We start from the raw sequence: 17,186 nt of genomic DNA on the forward strand, positions 1-17,186 counted from the left end.
CCATGACCAGTTTGAAAGCTGAAGCCTTCATTCCACGCACCCCGAGGGCCGAGCTGCTGCACAGCTGTGCGTTGACCGACCTGACGGAACTGGCGCGGGTCGGGTTTCGCGGCGGGGACAGTGCGGCGTATCTGGAGGCGCGTGGCTACCGTTTGCCAGCGCAGTCCAACCAGGCCTCGCGCCAGGATGACGGGGGCTGGGTGGCGCGCCTGTCGGCCAGCGAGTACCTGTTGCTGGGCAGCGTTGCCGATCAGGGCGCACGGGTAGCTGCCGAAGAGGCTGCGTGGAGGCAGGATGCCCGGCGCAACTATCTGCTGCCGCGTCAGGACAGCCACGCCTGGTTGCAGCTGTCGGGGGAGCATTGCAGTGCGGTGATGGCCAAGTTGTGCGGGGTCGACCTGCGGGCGCAGGCGTTTGCGGTCGGGGCCGTGGCGCAGACTTCAGCGGCGCGGATCAATGTGATTGTGGTGAATGTCGGCAGTGATGAGTTGCCGGCGTTACAGCTGCTGTTTGACCGGGCATCGCTGGCCTACTTCCAGGAAGCGGTGCTGGATGCCATGGATGAGTTCGATGGCGGGTGGATTGGGGTGGATCAATTGATGCGTTGACCTGCACTGGCCCTTTCGCGGGACAAGCCCGCTCCTACAGGGAATCGCGACTCTGAACTGCGCCCCTGATGTTGGACAAAAAATCCAACCTCAGGGGCGTTTTACGTGAGCAAGCACACCAAGCAGTTCAAACTTTCAGCCATCCATGCCTTTCTGCAGCGAGGCATTGGCTATCGCACCATCGCATCTGAGTTGCAGATGGATCCCTCCTTGCTTCGGCGCTGGGTCGCGAGCTATCGCATCCATGGCGAGGCTAGCCTCTGCGGACAAACACGGACTTTCAGCCCTGAGTTCAAGCTTTCGGTGCTTGAGCGGATGTGGCGCGACAAGCTATCGCTGCGCCAGACGGCAGCCGTTTTCAATATGAGCCACTCCAGCCAGATAGGCATATGGGAATCGCAGTACTACAGTGGCGGCATCAAAGCCCTGACAGCAAAGAGCAAAGGTCCGCGCAGTCTCATGCCTAAACCACCTGTTCCACCCGCCAACACCCCACCTGTAGCCGATGAAGATCTCTCGCACGCCGAGTTGCTGGCCAAGCTGCGCCATGCCGAGATGGAGATCGCCTATCTAAAAAAGTTAAAAGAGCTGCGCGAGGAGAAGGCGAGGCAGAAGAAGGCCGAGAAGAAAAAGTCCTGATCATCTCGGCCTTGCGTAACCGATTCCCCCTCAACAACCTGCTCAAGTTGGCTGGGCTGGCGCGCAGTACGTACTACTACCAACTCAAGGTGATGGCTGCAGGTGACAAGCTGGCCCCGTTAAAGGCTCATATCTGTGAGACCCAGGGGCGGCATAAGGGGCGCTATGGCTATCGACGCATGACTGCAGCGCTGCGCAACATTGGCCAAATAGTAAACAGTAAAGTTGTGCGCCGGCTGATGGGTGAACTCGACCTCAAATGCACGGTGCGCGTGAAAAAGTACAAGTCCTATCGCGGTCAGCCCGGACGCATTGCGCCCAACACAATGGAGCGCGATTTCACGGCAGCAGAGCCCAACGAGAAATGGGTAACAGACGTGACCGAGTTCAAGGTGGCGGGTGAGAAACTGTACCTATCGCCGATATTGGACCTGTTTAGCGGGGAGATCGTGGCGCATCAGATCGATACTTCGCCGCACTATCCTCTGGTCGGCCAGATGCTGGAGCAGGCGCTTGCGAAGCTACCGGAAGGAGCCAAGCCGATGCTGCATTCCGACCAGGGCTGGCAGTATCAATACTACGCCTACCGGAATCGACTCGAAGAAAAGGGGCTGGAGCAGAGCATGTCGCGCAAAGGCAACTGCCTGGACAATGCACGAATGGAGAGTTTTTTCGGCACACTGAAGATAGAGATGTACCATGGTCAGCGCTTCGCCAGCATCGCAGAGCTGAGGGCGGCAATCGATGAATACATCAACTACTACAACCATGATCGAATCAAGATGGGGCTGGGCGGCCTGACTCCCGTGGCATACAGGAGTCAGGCTGCAGCAGCCTAATCACAGACTGTCCAACAAATGGGGCGCAGTTCACTCTGTAGGAGCGGGCTTGTCCCGCGAAGGGCCCAGCCTGGCCTCAGAGTTGAGTCAACCGCTCGCGCAGGAAGCTCACAAACCCCTGCACCGGCCGCGCCACCTGTCGGTGCTGCGGGTACACCGCCGACAACTGCAACGCCGGCGGCACCCACTCATCCAGAACCGTCACCAGCCGCCCGTCTGCCAGCGCCTGGCCGACGATGAAGGTCGGCAAATAGGTCACCCCCATCCCGGCAATCGCCGCATCCCGGAGCAACTCGCCGTTGTTCGCGCGCATCCGCCCGGTCACCTGAATCACCTGGACCTTGCCGCCCTGCCTGAACTGCCACTGCACTTGCCGCGAATGCCCATAGGGCAGGCAATCATGCTCGGCCAGTTGCTCAGGCTTTGTCGGTACGCCATGTACATCGAGGTACGCCGGGCTCGCGCAATACACCCGCTCGACATCGGCAATGCGCCGAGCGATCAGGCTGGAGTCTTCCAGCGCGCCAATGCGCAGCGCCAGGTCGTACCCCTCGCCGATCAGGTCCACGGCACGATCACTGAGGTCCACCTCCACATCCACCTGCGGATGCAACTGCAGAAACTCGGTCAGCAGGCAGCCCAGGTGGGCCACGGCGAACGACAGCGGTGCACTCAGGCGCAAGGTGCCGCGCAGAGCCTGGGCCTGGCCGCTGATGTCGTGTTCTACCTGTTGCACCTCGCCCAGCAGGCGCAGCGCCGACTGGTAGTAGTGCTGGCCCAGCGGCGTGGCGTCCAGCCGACGGGTGGAGCGGTTGAGCAGGCGCACGCCGAGGCGCTCTTCAAGCTGCATCAGGCGGCGGCTGACCGATTGTTTGGACATGCCAAGGCGCTCGGCGGCGGCAGTGAAACTGCCGGCCTCCATGACCTGGGCAAAGATGCGCATGTCTTCGTAGGGGTTCATTGTCTCGCTCTTGGTGACAGTCAAACGCTTTATAGCGGCTTTTTCCCGTCAGTGCATCTCCCTAATCTACACACAGGTCGCAGCGATGGCCCTGAAGGCCAGGCAAGACGCCCATTACCAGCACTTACCCAGAAAAGGATTCGCTCATGAACATTGTCCACAAGACCCTCACCGCTTCCCTCCTCGCCCTGTCCGTCTCCAGCGCCTTCGCCGCCGGCAGCCCAGGCGTCGAACAGCACACCCAGGCCTTCCTCGAAGCGCTGGCACAGGGTGGCGGCAAACCGCTCGAACAGCTCAGCCCGAAAGACGCCCGCGCCGTGCTGACCGGTGCCCAGGCTTCGGTGCAGGTCGACCTGTCCGGTATCGAGGTCAAGCAACGCACCATCCAGGCCAACGGCCAGTCGATCACGCTGCAGGTGGTGCGCCCGGCCAATGTCAAAGGTGAGTTGCCGGTGTTCATGTTCTTCCACGGCGGCGGCTGGGTGCTTGGCGACTTCCCGACCCACAAGCGGCTGATCCGCGACCTGGTGGTTGGCTCAGGCGCGGTGGCGGTCTATGTGGACTACACCCCGTCACCCGAGGCGCACTACCCGACGGCGATCAACCAGGCCTATGCCGCCACCCAATGGGTCGCCGAGCACGGCAAGGAAATCGGTGTCGACGGCAAGCGCCTGGCCGTGGCCGGCAACAGCGTCGGCGGCAACATGGCGGCGGTGGTCGCCCTCAAGGCCAAAGAGGCCGGCACCCCGGCCCTGCGCTTCCAGCTGCTGCTGTGGCCGGTGACCGATGCCAGCTTCGAGACAGCGTCGTACAAGCAGTTCGCCGAGGGGCACTTCCTCACCACCGGGATGATGAAGTGGTTCTGGGACAACTACACCACCGATGCCAAGGCGCGGGAGCAGATCTACGCCTCGCCGCTGCGTGCCAGCAGCGAACAGCTCAAGGGCCTGCCGCCGACACTGGTGCAGACCGCCGAGTTCGATGTGCTGCGGGATGAAGGTGAGGCCTATGCACGCAAGCTGAATGCGGCCGGCGTGACCGTTACCTCGGTGCGCTACAACGGCATGATCCATGACTATGGGTTGCTCAACCCGCTGAGCCAGGTGCCGGCGGTGAAAGCGGCGATGCGCCAGGCCGCAAACGAACTGAACGTGCACTTGCAATAACGCCAGCCAACCGCACGGCAGGGCCCAGGTGCCCTGCCCTTACTGGAGATTCGTCATGCTCACCGTCCGTAACGCCCAAGACCGCGGCCTGGCCTTCCACGGCTGGCTGAAATCCTTCCACACCTTCTCCTTCGGCCACTACCGCAACCCCGACGAGCAAGGTTTTTCCGACCTGCTGGTGATCAACGACGACCGCGTCATCCCTGGCAAGGGCTTTGGCCAGCACCCGCACCGCGATATGGAAATCTTCTCCTACGTTCTCGAAGGCGCGCTGGAGCACAAGGACACCCTGGGTACGGGCTCGGTGATCCGCCCGGGTGACGTGCAGCTGATGAGCGCTGGCCATGGCGTGGCGCACAGCGAGTTCAACCACAGCCAGGCGCAGCCGGTGCACTTCCTGCAGATCTGGATCGTACCCAACGTCAAAGGGGCGACGCCGCGTTATCAGCAGCAGCACTTCAGTGCCGAGGAGAAGCGCGGCACGTTGCGCCTGATCATCTCGCCAGATGGTGCCGAAGGATCATTGCAGGTGCGACAGAACGCGCGGGTATATGCCGGGCTGTTCGATGGCGCGGAGCGCGCGACGCTGAGCTTGCCGGAGAACCGTCATGCCTATGTACATGTGGCTCGCGGCAGCATCGAGCTCAATGGCCAGGTGCTGAATGAGGGGGATGGGGTGCGGGTAAGGCATGAACAGCTGCTGGACCTGAGCAATGGCGTGGATGCCGAGGTGCTGGTGTTCGACCTGCGACCGCATGAATTGCCTGGCATGCCATAAACAGGACCGGCCTCTTCGCGGGGCAAGCCCGCTCCTACAGGCACTGCGCGATCCTGTAGGAGCGGGCTTGCCCCGCGAAAGGGCCGTCAGCTTTTACCTCAAGGCTCGAACCCTTCGACAATGATCACCTCAGCCTTGGCCACCCCCTGGCGATGGCTGCACGCCTCCTGATACAGCTCCGACCGGTAGCACGCTAGCGCCTGCTCATACGAATCGAACTCGATCACCACGCTACGCTGTGGAGTGGGCCGCCCTTCCATCGCCTCGCTGCGCCCGCCGCGGGCCAGAAAGCGGCCGCCGAATGCCTTGAAGGCAGCGGGAGCGCGCTGGGTGTACTGCTGGTACTGCTCGGGGTCGGTCACATCGACGTGGGCGATCCAATAGGCTTTCATCCGCTGCTCTCCTGTTACAACGATTTTTGTGTATGATGGTATACCATAAAAATCACCCCACCACAGTGAGCGTGCAACATGGCTTTCAACACCATCGAGGAACTCCTCGAGGACTACCGGCAAGGCAAGATGGTCCTGCTGGTGGACGACGAGGACCGGGAAAATGAAGGCGACCTGCTGATCGCCGCCGAGCGCTGTGATGCCCAGGCCATCAACTTCATGGCCCGCGAAGCGCGCGGGCTGATCTGCCTGACCCTGACTGACGACCACTGCCAGCGCCTGGGCCTTGAGCAGATGGTACCGGCCAACGGCAGCGTGTTCAGCACCGCCTTCACCGTGTCGATCGAAGCCGCCAGCGGCGTCACCACCGGCATTTCCGCCGCCGACCGGGCGCGCACCGTGGCTGCGGCCATGGCGCCCGATGCCCGCCCCGAAGACCTGGTGCAGCCTGGCCACATCTTCCCCCTGCGTGCCCGCGAAGGCGGCGTGCTGACCCGTGCCGGGCATACCGAAGCCGGTTGCGACCTGGCCCGCCTGGCCGGTTTCACCCCGGCTTCGGTGATCGTCGAGGTACTCAACGATGACGGCACCATGGCTCGCCGCCCGGACCTGGAAGTGTTCGCCGCGCAGCACGGCATCAAGATCGGCACCATCGCTGACCTGATCCACTATCGCCTGAGCAACGAGCAGACCATCAAGCGCATCGGCGAGCGCGAACTGCCGACCGTGCACGGCACGTTCCGCCTGGTGACCTACGAGGACCGCATCGAAGGCGGCGTGCACATGGCCATGGTCATGGGTGATATCCGCCGTGAGCAGCCGACTCTGGTGCGGGTGCACGTGATCGACCCGCTGCGCGACCTGGTGGGTGCCGAATACGCCGGCCCCGCCAACTGGACGCTGTGGGCGGCACTGCAGAGAGTGGCGGAGGAAGGTGCCGGGGTGGTGGTGATCCTCGCCAACCACGAATCCTCACAAGCCTTGCTCGAACGCGTACCGCAGCTGACTCAGCCGGTGCGGCCTTATCAGCGTGGGCAGTCCAAGGTGTACTCGGAGGTCGGTACCGGAGCGCAGATTCTGCAGGACCTGGGCGTAGGCAAGCTGCGTCACCTGGGCCCGCCGCTGAAATATGCAGGGTTGGCCGGGTACGAGCTGGAAGTGGTGCAGAGCATTCCGTTCGAGCCAGGGATGGTTGGCTGAAATACATACTCCCATAGGAGCGGGCTTGTCCCGCGAAGCAGGCGACGCGGTGCATGGCACGGGCTTCACCCGTGTTCGCGGGGCAAGCCCGCTCCTACAGGAACCAGGCAAACCTTTCGTTCCCTTGCAAGACCACCCCGAACTGACAACGGAGTGATGGCCGGTAGCCTCATTCCTCTTGCCAAAAGTTTGGAATACCATAATATGATATCCCGTAGACCTTGAATCTGCAGGCCGGCACCTACAATTACAAACGGCCACCAGACACTTTGTTTTAGCTGCTCCCCGAATACTGTTGGCGGGCGCACCAGAAGCCCCGCCTCGAATAACAAAAGCAACGAGGGCGTAACCATGCTGTTGAGCAAACGTGTAACCGCAGTGCTGTCCGCCAGCCTGCTGACCCTGGCCTGTCAGGCCGCCCAGGCCGCTGACAGCCTGAACTTCGTCAGCTGGGGCGGTACCACCCAGGACGCCCAGAAAGAAGCATGGGCCATCCCCTTCAGCAAAAGCACCGACATCAAAGTCGTCCAGGACGGCCCGACCGACTACGGCAAGCTCAAGGCCATGGTCGAGAGCGGCAACGTGCAATGGGACGTAGTCGACGTCGAAGCCGACTTCGCCCTGCGTGCCGCCAGCGAAGGCCTGCTTGAACCCCTCGATTTCAACCAGATCAAACGCGACAAGATCGACCCGCGTTTCGTCTCAGACCACGGCGTCGGCTCGTTCTTCTTCTCCTTCGTGCTCGGCTACAACGAAGGCAAGCTCGGTGCCAACAAGCCAGTCGACTGGACCGCGCTGTTCGACACCAAGACCTACCCAGGCAAGCGCGCCCTGTACAAATGGCCAAGCCCCGGCGTGCTGGAACTGGCCCTGCTGGCCGACGGCGTAGCGCCCAAGGACCTCTACCCGCTGGACCTGGACCGCGCCTTCAAGAAGCTCGACACCATCAAGAAAGACATCGTCTGGTGGGGCGGTGGCGCCCAGTCGCAGCAGCTGCTGGCCTCGGGTGAAGCGTCGCTCGGCCAGTTCTGGAACGGCCGCGTCTATGCCCTGCAGCAAGACGGTGCACCAGTGGGCGTGAGCTGGAAGCAGAACCTGGTCATGGCCGACTTCCTGGTCATCCCGAAAGGCTCGAAGAACAAGGACGCTGCCATGAAGTTCCTGGCCAATGCCAGCAGCGCCGAAGGCCAGGCCGCGTTCGCCAACAAGACCGCCTACGCCCCGGTGAACGTCGACAGCGTGGCCAAGCTCGACAAAGACCTCGCCCCGAACCTGCCGACCGCCTACGCCCAGGACCAGGTCACCCTGGACTTCGCCTACTGGGCGAAAAACGGCCAGGCCATCGCAGCCCGCTGGAATGAGTGGTTGGTCAAATGAAAGTCGCCATCAATGCCCTGCAGAACGCGCAAGGTGCCCCCACGGGCACCGGCGCCCCGGGAACGGCCCCTCGCCGCGTGAGCCTGGGCCAGCGCTGGAAAGGCAGCCGCAACCTGCTGCCGGCCCTGCTGTTCCTCGGCCTGTTCTTCTTCGCCCCGCTGGTCGGCCTGTTGCTGCGCGGGGTGCTGGAGCCAACGCCAGGGCTGGGCAACTACGAGCAGTTGTTCGCCAACTCGGCCTATGCACGGGTGCTGTTCAACACCTTCTCGGTGGCCGGCGTGGTCACCCTGATCAGTGTGCTGCTGGGCTTCCCGCTGGCCTGGGCGATCACCCTGGTGCCCCAGGGCTGGGGCCGTTGGCTGCTGAACATCGTGCTGCTGTCGATGTGGACCAGCCTGCTGGCGCGCACCTACTCGTGGCTGGTGCTGCTGCAGAGCTCGGGGGTGATCAACAAGGCGTTGATGGCCATGGGCATCATCGATACCCCGCTGGAGATGGTGCACAACCTCACCGGCGTGGTGATCGGCATGAGCTACATCATGATCCCGTTCATCGTGCTGCCGCTGCAAGCGACCATGCATGCCATCGACCCGATGGTGCTGCAGGCCGGCTCAATCTGCGGCGCCGGCCCCTGGACCAACTTCTGGAAGGTGTTTCTGCCGCTGTGCCGCTCGGGGCTGTTTTCCGGGGCGCTGATGGTGTTCGTGATGTCGCTCGGTTACTACGTCACCCCAGCGCTGCTCGGCGGTGCGCAGAACATGATGCTGCCTGAATTCATCATCCAGCAGGTGCAGTCGTTCCTCAACTGGGGCCTGGCCAGCGCCGCCGCCGCACTGCTGGTGGTGATCACCCTGGTGCTCTTCTACCTGTACCTGAAGCTGCAGCCGGAATCCCCGGTTGGCAATGCGAGGTAAACCGCCATGCTCCTGTCTCCCAATGCCATGGGCCGCCCGCTGCGGACGGGCCTGTACCTGACCACCGGGGTCATTGCGGCCTTCTTGCTGCTGCCGGTGGTGTTCATCGTGCTGCTGTCGTTCGGCTCGTCTCAGTGGCTGGTGTTCCCGCCACCGGGCTGGACCTTCAAGTGGTACGGCCAGTTCTTCTCCAACCCGGAGTGGATGGACGCCGCCCTGGCCAGCCTCAAGGTCGCCGTGCTGACCACCATCGCCGCGGTGCTGCTGGGCCTGCCCACCGCCTTCGCCCTGGTGCGTGGCCGCTTCCCCGGCCGCGAAATGCTCTACGGGCTGTTCACCATGCCGATGATCGTGCCGCTGGTGATCATCGCCGTGGCGGTGTACGCGCTGTTCCTCAAGCTGGGCTACACCGGCACGCTGTTCGCCTTCGTGGTTAGCCATGTGATCGTCGCCCTGCCCTTCACCATCATCTCGATCATCAACTCGCTGAAGCTGTTCGACCAGTCGATCGAAGATGCTGCGGTGATCTGCGGTGCCTCGCGCCTGCAGGCGATCTTCAAGGTGACCTTCCCGGCGATTCGCCCGGGCATGATCGCCGGTGGCCTGTTCGCCTTCCTGGTGTCGTGGGACGAGGTGGTGCTGAGCGTGATGATGGCCAGCCCCGACCTGCAGACCCTGCCGGTGAAGATGTGGACCACCCTGCGCCAGGACCTGAGCCCGGTGATTGCCGTGGCTTCGACCCTGCTGATCGGCCTGTCGCTGCTTGTCATGTTCATTGCCGCCGCCTTGCGCCGGCGCACCGAAGTCAACGCCTGAGCGTGCGGAGAAAACAACAATGAGTGCAGTCATCAAAGACAACGCCCACGGCAAGACCCTGGTCAGCCTGCGTGGCCTGAACAAGCACTACGGCGACTTCACCGCCGTGGACAACCTCGACCTGGAGATCCAGGACGGCGAGTTCCTGACCTTCCTCGGCTCCAGCGGCTCGGGCAAGTCCACCACGCTGTCGATGCTGGCCGGCTTCGAAACGCCGAGCAGCGGTGAGATCCTGGTCGAGGGCCAGTCGCTGGTCAACGTACCGCCGCACAAGCGTGACATCGGCATGGTGTTCCAGCGCTATTCGCTGTTCCCGCACTTGAACGTGCGCGACAACATCGGCTTCCCGCTGGCCATCCGCAAGCTCAGCGCCACCGAGACCAGCAAGCGCGTCGATGCCATGCTCAAGCTGGTGCAGCTGGAGAAGTTCGCCCACCGCAAGCCATCGCAGATGTCCGGTGGCCAGCAGCAGCGCGTGGCGATTGCCCGGGCGCTGGTGTACGAACCACGCATCCTGCTGATGGACGAGCCCCTCGGTGCGCTGGACAAAAAGCTGCGAGAAGACCTGCAGGACGAACTGCGCCAGCTGCACCGCCGGCTGGGCATCACCATCGTCTACGTGACCCATGACCAGGAAGAGGCCATGCGCCTGTCCCAGCGCATCGCCATCTTCAGCCATGGCAAGATCGTTGGCCTGGGTACCGGCTACGACCTTTATCAGAACCCGCCGAATGCCTTTGTCGCGTCGTTCCTGGGCAACTCCAACTTCCTGCGGATCAAGGCCAGCAGCAATGGCGCGGGCAGCTTCGAAGGCCAGCCGGTGGCGATTCGCCTGACCCCGGGCCTCAGCGCACAGCAGGATGCACTGATCATGGTGCGCCCGGAGAAAGCCCTGGCCCTGACCGCCGAACAGGCCACGCGCGAGCCATTGCCTGCGGGCTGGAACGAGGTCAGTGCCAAGGTCGGTGAAGTGCTGTTCCTGGGTGAGAGCCAGACCTGCCACGTGGTGACAGCGGGCGGTACCGAGCTGACGGTGAAGGCGCTGTCTGCCGCCGGGATGCCGATGCAGCCTGGGGATACCGTGAAAGTGCGCTGGGCGGTGGCGGATGCCTGCATCTATACCGAGTGGGCTGAGAGTGATCTGAGCAAGTCGGCCGGCGCGCACTGATCCGAGTGGGCGGATGCGCTTGGTGACGAAGGCAGCCGACATGCCACGGGCCTCGGCCACCGCCGCAAAGCTCGCACGGCGGGCCACTTGAAGGAAGAATCGAGGTAGCCGCTCGACCCAGGCGGTCGGCCAGGCCATCGCCGATGCACTGGATGCCGCCTGACTGTCACATTTCGGTCACGCCACCGTCGTAATCTGCCGGGCAACTCTATGCCAAAGGTTGCCCGGCATGCGCCGCCTGCTGCTCCTGCTGCTTCCCCTGCTGACCCTGACGGCCCAGGCCGAACCTGCGCAATTGCGCGTGCAGGGCTCCAACACTATTGGCGCGGCGTTGCTGCCGGCATTGGTGCAAGCGCAGCTGCGCGCGCAGCAGGCGACGAACATCGAGCAATTGCCAGGCGAGGTGGCCAACGAAACCATGATCAAGGCCCGCGATGCGCATGGCCAACCCTTGCGTATCGAGATTGCCGCCCACGGCTCGAGCACCGGTTTTGTCGCCCTCGGCCAGGGCCAGGCAGACCTGGCGGCGGCCTCGCGTCCCATCAGCGATGCCGAAGTGAACCAGCTCAAGGTCCTGGGCGACCTGCGCTCAGCCAGTGCCGAACAGGTCATCGGCCTGGATGGTGTGGCCGTCATCGTCCACCCCGACAACCCGCTGCCGCAACTGACCACCCAGCAACTGGCGCAGATCTTCTCCGGGCAGATTCAGCGCTGGGAGCAACTGGGTGTGGCGGGTGGGGCCATTCACCTGTATGCCCGCGATGATCGCTCTGGGACCTATGAGACCTTCAAGGCACTGGTATTGGAACCGCACCATGGCGCGCTGGCCAGGCAGGCGCAGCGCTTCGAGTCCAGCGAAGCACTGGCCGAGCGGGTCGGCGCTGATCGTCACGCCATCGGTTTCAGCAGCCTGGCAGCGGTGCATGGGGCCAAGGTGCTGGCAGTGGCCGAGGGCGATGCACCGGCCATGCTGCCTGACCGCCCACTGGTCGCCAGTGAGGACTATCCGCTGTCGCGGCGGCTGTACTTCTACCTGCCAGCCAATGCCAAACCCCAGGCCCGGGCGCTGGCCGACTTCGCCCAGACTGCGGCCGGCCAAGCCATTGTCGCCGAACAGGGCTTCGTCTCGCAGCAGGTCAAGGCGCAACCAGTAGCAGCGCAGGCCGACATGCCGCCGCGCTATCGCAGCCTGGCCCAGAAGGCGCAACGCTTGAGCGTCAATTTCCGCTTCCAGGAAGGCAGCGCCAGCCTCGACAACAAGGCCCTGCGCGATGTGCAGCGGGTTGCCGAATACCTGCGCCAGGCTGGCAAGCTGCAAAGCAAGGCGGTGCTGGTAGGTTTCGGCGACCCTAAGGAAACGCCCGGCCGTGCAGCGTTGCTGTCGCGCTTGCGTGCCCAGGCCGTACGCCGCGAATTGGCACGCGGCGGCGTCGAGGTGCTGGAAGTGACCGGCATGGGCGACGAGTTGCCGATCGCCGGCAATGACATGGAGCAAGGCCGCTTGCGTAACCGTCGTGTTGAAGTCTGGGTGTACTGACAGGCAAAGAAATGTAACAGCTCACCATTCGGCATCACTGGCAAACGGGTCTAGGCTCAAGCTCATGTGATACCGGGCCCCTCTGACGGCTGCCAAGCCGTGATGTCGGATCACTGTTGCGATCTTCACTTGGCAACGTCGACATTCAAGGAGGGGCTCATGACAGCTCTGCAGACATTCCTCACCTCCCCGTTTCTTGGCACCAGCACTTGGTTGTGGCTGGTGTTCATGGCCATCGTCATCGGTTTGCTGGTACTCGACCTGGGTGTGCTGCACCGCCAGGACCGCGAGATCGAAATGCGCGAGAGTCTGCTGCTGTATTCGGGGTATTTCAGCGTCGGCGTGCTGTTTGGCCTGTGGGTCTGGCATGAGCTGGGCGCGCAGTCGGCGCTGGAGTTCTACACCGGGTTCCTGGTCGAGCAGTCGTTGTCGATGGACAACGTGTTCGTCATGGCGATGATCTTCGGCTTTTTCGCCATCCCCCGCCGCTACCAGCACCGCGTACTGTTCTGGGGCATTCTGGGCGTGGTGTTCCTGCGTGCGATCATGATCGGCGTGGGGGCGGCGCTGGTGCAGAACTTTGCCTGGGTGCTCTATATCTTCGGCGCCTTCCTGCTGTTCACGGGGGTGAAGATGGCCCTGTCGAAGGAGGACAGCCACCCGGACCTGGCCAATAATCCGATCTTGAGATTTGTCCGACGGCACATGCGCGTGACCGACCAGATCCATGGCTCGCACTTCTTCGTGCGCCTTACCCCGCCCGGCGAAAGCAAGGCACTGCGTTATGCCACACCGCTGTTCCTGGCGCTGGTGCTGATCGAACTGGCCGACCTGGTGTTCGCCGTCGACAGCGTGCCGGCGATCTTCGCCATCACCCAGGATCCGTTCATCGTCTACACCTCGAACATCTTCGCCATCCTCGGCTTGCGCTCGCTGTACTTTGCCTTGTCGGCACTGATGCACCGGTTCGTCTACCTCAAGTATGCGTTGGCGCTGGTGTTGATCTTCATTGGCTGCAAGATTTTCTACCACGGCATGGTGGGCAAGGTGCCGGCGTTGCTGTCGTTGGGGGTGACGTTCGGGTTGTTGCTGGGAGGGGTGGTGGTTTCGTTGATCAAGACGCGGGGGAAGAAGGTGGTGGTGGACGGTACGGCGTTGGAACAGGTATCGGATGGGAATGACAAAGCAGGGAAGAAGGAGGAGGACCCGCAGTTGCGGGTCTAAAGATACATTTTTTAATTTTTTGCTAGCTTGATCAACAGAAAAACAAGTAACAACCAACATGAACCAACAATTGTCATCCAGGAAGAAAAAACAAGCTTACGCTTGATCGCAGATGGGAATTTTTTATCTCATCAGCACTAACAACCCAATCCGGGAATGGAACCCAGGAGAATTAAGAGCTGCACAAACTCCACAGACGATCATCCACCGCGCGCGATGGCTACTCGTACCCAAATGCATTTTAATTTGCTCTAGATAAGCGCTGCTACGTATGGAGCGGTTTACGACTTCAAACTCGCGGGAGAAGGCGACACTCGCGCAGACGCTCAGACCAATCACTATGAATGCAAAAGGTGTTATTGCGAAGACCAACTGAAGATTTAGTGGCCACATATTTATATCAACCACTGTGTGATTCATAGATCTACTTGAATTGGACAAATGCCCACATAGCCGCCATCCCGACGAATCCGCTCACAGTCAGCCAAGATGAGATTACGAGCCTTCGTTTGAGGCTGAGTGGAAACGCCTTCAACTCTTCTACATCCAACTTCCCAGTTCGCAATACCAACCAAGGAAATGAAACCAATCCGCCCACTGCCCCCACCAACATCCATCGCCACTTGAAGCTACCATTGCCCCAAGTGCTCTTCAATAATTCTAGATATGGATTACTGGTAATTGAAGAGCAGACAGTGCCATAGTCTTTGGACAGCGTAATGTAAGCACCCATGACAAGGCCGGGCAGTCCCACAATGAAGGGGCTAAGCAAAATGATTAGCTTAAGACCTGAGGACCAAGTTGAAATATCAATCATTGATCACCTCGTAGATAAACTCACCCGCTGACTCTCCAAAGTCCGCGCCCAAGAGGCCTCCTGCCAACCCACCTCCCCCGACTAACACGATGCCACACAGCGGAGTGCCTAGACCTCCTGTTCCCGCTGCAAAAACACCGCATAATGTACCCACCGCTGCGGTCGCCGCATATGATCCAAGCGTTGCCCCGGCAACACCAGCAGTAAAACTGCCTGTCTCAGTTAGCCGCACCTTCCTACAAGCCTCGGTTTCGCCGGCACGACAAACTTCTTGCACTTTCATGTATGACGAAGTACCAGCTAGCCCAACCGCAGCATGCCCCCCCCCACTGAAGGTACTTACCAAGCTTTGCCACCTTATCCAGATGCGTCGCATACCCCGGTATCTGCCCCGGGCCGCCGGCTTTCGACCAATGATGCACAAGGCTTTTGGTCGAAATATTCAAACTCTTCTTCAGCCGTTCATAGCTCCCAAGATTGAGCTTTTTGTTGAGAAACGCCGCTTTCAACTGCCCGTCCAGTTGCTGCAACAACTGCCGCCGCTCAGCAAAGAAACCCGGGCTGTTCAGATGGCCATGGCGCAAGAATTCGCGTTGATGCAGCTGCTCGATCTTGGTCAATGTCCCGCTGACTTGCTTTAGCCCTTGATCGAGCATGTCCTTGCCCACCCCCATGGATTGGCTGGCGTTGGCAAGCAATCCCGCAATCTCGGCCTGGTGCTGCATCATGAAATCCGATTCGGCAATATCAAGCGCTGCCAGTGCCCGCCGCGCATGCTCGGCGGCCGCCATCAGCTGGGCCTCTTCGCGGGTGCAGGCGTTGCCATTGTCCGGGTCACCAATAACGAAAATCTCCCCTGCCTTGAACCCTTGCTCGAAGGTGGGGTTGAGCCGCTGCAAATGCGAGATCGGCAGGGTGCTGTCGTGTGCCTGCAACTGCAGCAGCACCTGCGGGAACGACATGTGCCGGGGCACCACATAGAACCCCGGCTCCAACGAGCCGGGCATGGATGTCATCGCAGATTGCGCGAAGTGCTCAGTGTGAGCCCCAGACACCTGTACGGCTGGCCTGGCCTGCCTCGATGGCGGTGCCTGATTCAACGGTGCAACCACCCGGTTACTGCCAGGCGAACAGGCACAGACGACCAGCGCGCCATCCATCGCCACCCGCCTGCCGGAAGAGATGAAGAACTCCACCCCTTCAGCAACCACCCCCTCCTGCCCACAAAGCGGACACTCCGTAGTGGGGTCGCCTTCCCTGAGCACCTCGCGTCCATCGGACGTGTACCCAGTACCGGTGGCGATGCAAATGGCCCCGGTGGTCGTGGCGTCACCATCGACCGCCTGGCCTCTGCCATCCAGATTGACCCGCATTGGCAATAATCCCTGTGCATTTATCAGGCTTGAAACCTAACAGCTGCCCAGAGGCTTTTAGTGCCTGAAGTGGGAAAATAGACGTTTCCTACAGGTTCGATGAACTTACGCCTCGAAGAGGCCAGTACAGGCTTGCATCACCTTCCGCTACGCAACATCTCAACCGGCACATACTTGCCGATCTCGTACTTGCCGATCGCCGCCCGGTGCACCTCATCCGGCCCATCAGCCAGGCGCAGCGTTCGTTGCATGGCGTACATGTAGGCCAACGGGAAATCGCCGCTCACCCCAGCCCCACCGTGCATCTGGATGGCCCGGTCGATCACCTTCAACGCCACGTTCGGCGCCACCACCTTGATCTGCGCGATCTCGCTTCGCGCGACCTTGTTGCCGACGGTGTCCATCATGTACGCCGCCTTCAGCGTCAGCAGGCGCGCCATGTCGATCTCCATGCGCGAGTCGGCGATCTTGTCGACGTTGCCGCCCAGCCGCGCCAAGGGCCGGCCGAAAGCCGTGCGCTCGACCGAGCGCCTGCACATCAGCTCCAGTGCCCGCTCTGCCATGCCGATCGAACGCATGCAATGGTGGATGCGGCCTGGGCCAAGGCGGCCCTGGGCGATCTCGAAACCACGCCCCTCGCCGAGGACCACGTTCTCATAGGGCACCCGCACGTTCTCGAACAGCACTTCGGCATGGCCATGGGGCGCATCGTCATAACCGAACACCGGCAATGGGCGAACGATCTTCACCCCCGGCGCATCGGTCGGTACCAGCACCATCGAATGCTGCTGATGGCGCGGGCCGTCGGGGTTCGACAGGCCCATGAAGATCATCACCTTGCAGCGCGGGTCGCAGGCGCCGGATGTCCACCACTTGCGACCATTGATCACCCACTCGTCACCGTCACGCACGGCTGTGGCAGCCATGTTGGTTGCGTCCGAAGAAGCCACGTCCGGTTCGGTCATGGCGAATGCCGAACGGATCTCGCCGCGCAGCAACGGCTCCAGCCACTGGCGCTTCTGTGCCTCGCTGCCATAGCGCACCAGCACTTCCATATTGCCGGTGTCCGGCGCCGAGCAGTTGAAAGGCTCCGGGCCCAGCAGCGAACGGCCCATGATTTCGGCCAGCGGCGCGTACTCCAGGTTGCTCAGACCGGCGCCGTATTCCGACTCCGGGAGGAACAGGTTCCACAAACCCTCGGCCCGGGCCTTGGCCTTGAGTTCTTCCATGATCGCGGTGGGTTGCCAGCGGTCGCCCTCGGCGACCTGGCGCTCGAACACCGGTTCGGCAGGATAGACATAAGCATCCATGAAGGCGCTGACGCGCTCTCGCAGTGCCTGGACCTTGGGCGAATAGGCGAAATCCATCGGGGTTACC

Annotated in this window: 15 protein-coding genes; 11 read left to right on the top strand and 4 right to left on the bottom strand. The window is 61.8% G+C overall.

What is annotated here, in order from left to right; genetic code table 11:
* Positions 1 to 2: 2 nt before the first annotated feature.
* Positions 3 to 608: an aminomethyltransferase family protein gene (locus ACOKS3_RS17800; RefSeq protein ID WP_103447962.1), complete on the top strand. Its 606-nt coding sequence runs from the start codon at positions 3 to 5 to the stop codon at positions 606 to 608.
* A 105-nt stretch (positions 609 to 713) separates the two neighbouring features.
* A protein-coding gene (locus ACOKS3_RS17805; RefSeq protein ID WP_422764683.1) for an IS3 family transposase occupies positions 714 to 2,086 on the top strand; the annotation gives its coding sequence in 2 pieces (ribosomal slippage) (positions 714 to 1,187 and positions 1,190 to 2,086; 1,371 coding nt in all).
* A 76-nt stretch (positions 2,087 to 2,162) separates the two neighbouring features.
* Here ACOKS3_RS17805 and ACOKS3_RS17810 read toward each other — a convergent pair.
* A complete protein-coding gene (locus tag ACOKS3_RS17810) occupies positions 2,163 to 3,047 on the bottom strand; it encodes a LysR family transcriptional regulator (protein ID WP_103447963.1) in 885 nt (294 codons plus the stop codon).
* A 146-nt stretch (positions 3,048 to 3,193) separates the two neighbouring features.
* Here ACOKS3_RS17810 and ACOKS3_RS17815 point away from each other — a divergent pair, with 146 nt between their 5' ends.
* The gene (locus ACOKS3_RS17815; RefSeq protein ID WP_103447964.1) at positions 3,194 to 4,213 is read left to right on the top strand and encodes an alpha/beta hydrolase; all 1,020 of its coding nucleotides are present in this window, start codon (positions 3,194 to 3,196) and stop codon (positions 4,211 to 4,213) included.
* A gap of 55 nt (positions 4,214 to 4,268) precedes the next feature.
* Positions 4,269 to 4,991: a pirin family protein gene (locus ACOKS3_RS17820; RefSeq protein ID WP_103447965.1), complete on the top strand. Its 723-nt coding sequence runs from the start codon at positions 4,269 to 4,271 to the stop codon at positions 4,989 to 4,991.
* Positions 4,992 to 5,089: 98 nt separating this feature from the next.
* Here ACOKS3_RS17820 and ACOKS3_RS17825 read toward each other — a convergent pair whose 3' ends face one another.
* Positions 5,090 to 5,383, bottom strand: a complete 294-nt coding sequence (locus ACOKS3_RS17825; RefSeq protein WP_025339641.1) for a DUF1330 domain-containing protein — start codon at positions 5,381 to 5,383, stop codon at positions 5,090 to 5,092.
* Positions 5,384 to 5,461: 78 nt separating this feature from the next.
* Here ACOKS3_RS17825 and ribBA point away from each other — a divergent pair, with 78 nt between their 5' ends.
* The 7 genes from ribBA to ACOKS3_RS17860 all read left to right on the top strand — a co-directional run bounded on the left by ribBA (position 5,462) and on the right by ACOKS3_RS17860 (position 13,619).
* Positions 5,462 to 6,583, top strand: coding sequence for a bifunctional 3,4-dihydroxy-2-butanone-4-phosphate synthase/GTP cyclohydrolase II (gene ribBA / locus ACOKS3_RS17830; RefSeq protein ID WP_103447966.1), 1,122 nt, complete (start codon positions 5,462 to 5,464; stop codon positions 6,581 to 6,583).
* 351 nt (positions 6,584 to 6,934) lie between these two features.
* Positions 6,935 to 7,960: a polyamine ABC transporter substrate-binding protein gene (locus ACOKS3_RS17835; RefSeq protein WP_103447967.1), complete on the top strand. Its 1,026-nt coding sequence runs from the start codon at positions 6,935 to 6,937 to the stop codon at positions 7,958 to 7,960.
* Entirely contained in the window at positions 7,957 to 8,874 is a 918-nt protein-coding gene (locus ACOKS3_RS17840) for an ABC transporter permease (RefSeq protein WP_422763562.1), read from the top strand. Before ACOKS3_RS17835 ends, ACOKS3_RS17840 begins: the two co-directional genes overlap by 4 nt.
* 6 nt (positions 8,875 to 8,880) lie before the next feature.
* The gene (locus ACOKS3_RS17845) at positions 8,881 to 9,690 is read left to right on the top strand and encodes an ABC transporter permease (protein WP_027919924.1); all 810 of its coding nucleotides are present in this window, start codon (positions 8,881 to 8,883) and stop codon (positions 9,688 to 9,690) included.
* A 19-nt stretch (positions 9,691 to 9,709) separates the two neighbouring features.
* Positions 9,710 to 10,858, top strand: a complete 1,149-nt coding sequence (locus ACOKS3_RS17850; protein ID WP_103447969.1) for an ABC transporter ATP-binding protein — start codon at positions 9,710 to 9,712, stop codon at positions 10,856 to 10,858.
* A 229-nt stretch (positions 10,859 to 11,087) separates the two neighbouring features.
* Complete coding sequence (locus ACOKS3_RS17855; protein ID WP_103447970.1) at positions 11,088 to 12,395, top strand: substrate-binding domain-containing protein; 1,308 nt, start codon at positions 11,088 to 11,090, stop codon at positions 12,393 to 12,395.
* A gap of 159 nt (positions 12,396 to 12,554) precedes the next feature.
* A complete protein-coding gene (locus ACOKS3_RS17860; RefSeq protein WP_103447971.1) occupies positions 12,555 to 13,619 on the top strand; it encodes a TerC family protein in 1,065 nt (354 codons plus the stop codon).
* A gap of 1,053 nt (positions 13,620 to 14,672) precedes the next feature.
* Here ACOKS3_RS17860 and ACOKS3_RS17865 read toward each other — a convergent pair.
* Complete coding sequence (locus ACOKS3_RS17865) at positions 14,673 to 15,809, bottom strand: PAAR domain-containing protein (protein ID WP_422763561.1); 1,137 nt, start codon at positions 15,807 to 15,809, stop codon at positions 14,673 to 14,675.
* Between the two features lie 137 nt (positions 15,810 to 15,946).
* On the bottom strand, positions 15,947 to 17,176 hold the full coding sequence (locus ACOKS3_RS17870) for an acyl-CoA dehydrogenase (protein WP_103447974.1): 1,230 nt from the start codon (positions 17,174 to 17,176) through the stop codon (positions 15,947 to 15,949).
* Positions 17,177 to 17,186 lie beyond the last annotated feature (10 nt).

Origin of the sequence: Pseudomonas sp. HS6-2 (assembly GCF_049325675.2) — a bacterium.
GTDB classification, from domain to species: domain Bacteria; phylum Pseudomonadota; class Gammaproteobacteria; order Pseudomonadales; family Pseudomonadaceae; genus Aquipseudomonas; species Aquipseudomonas putida_N.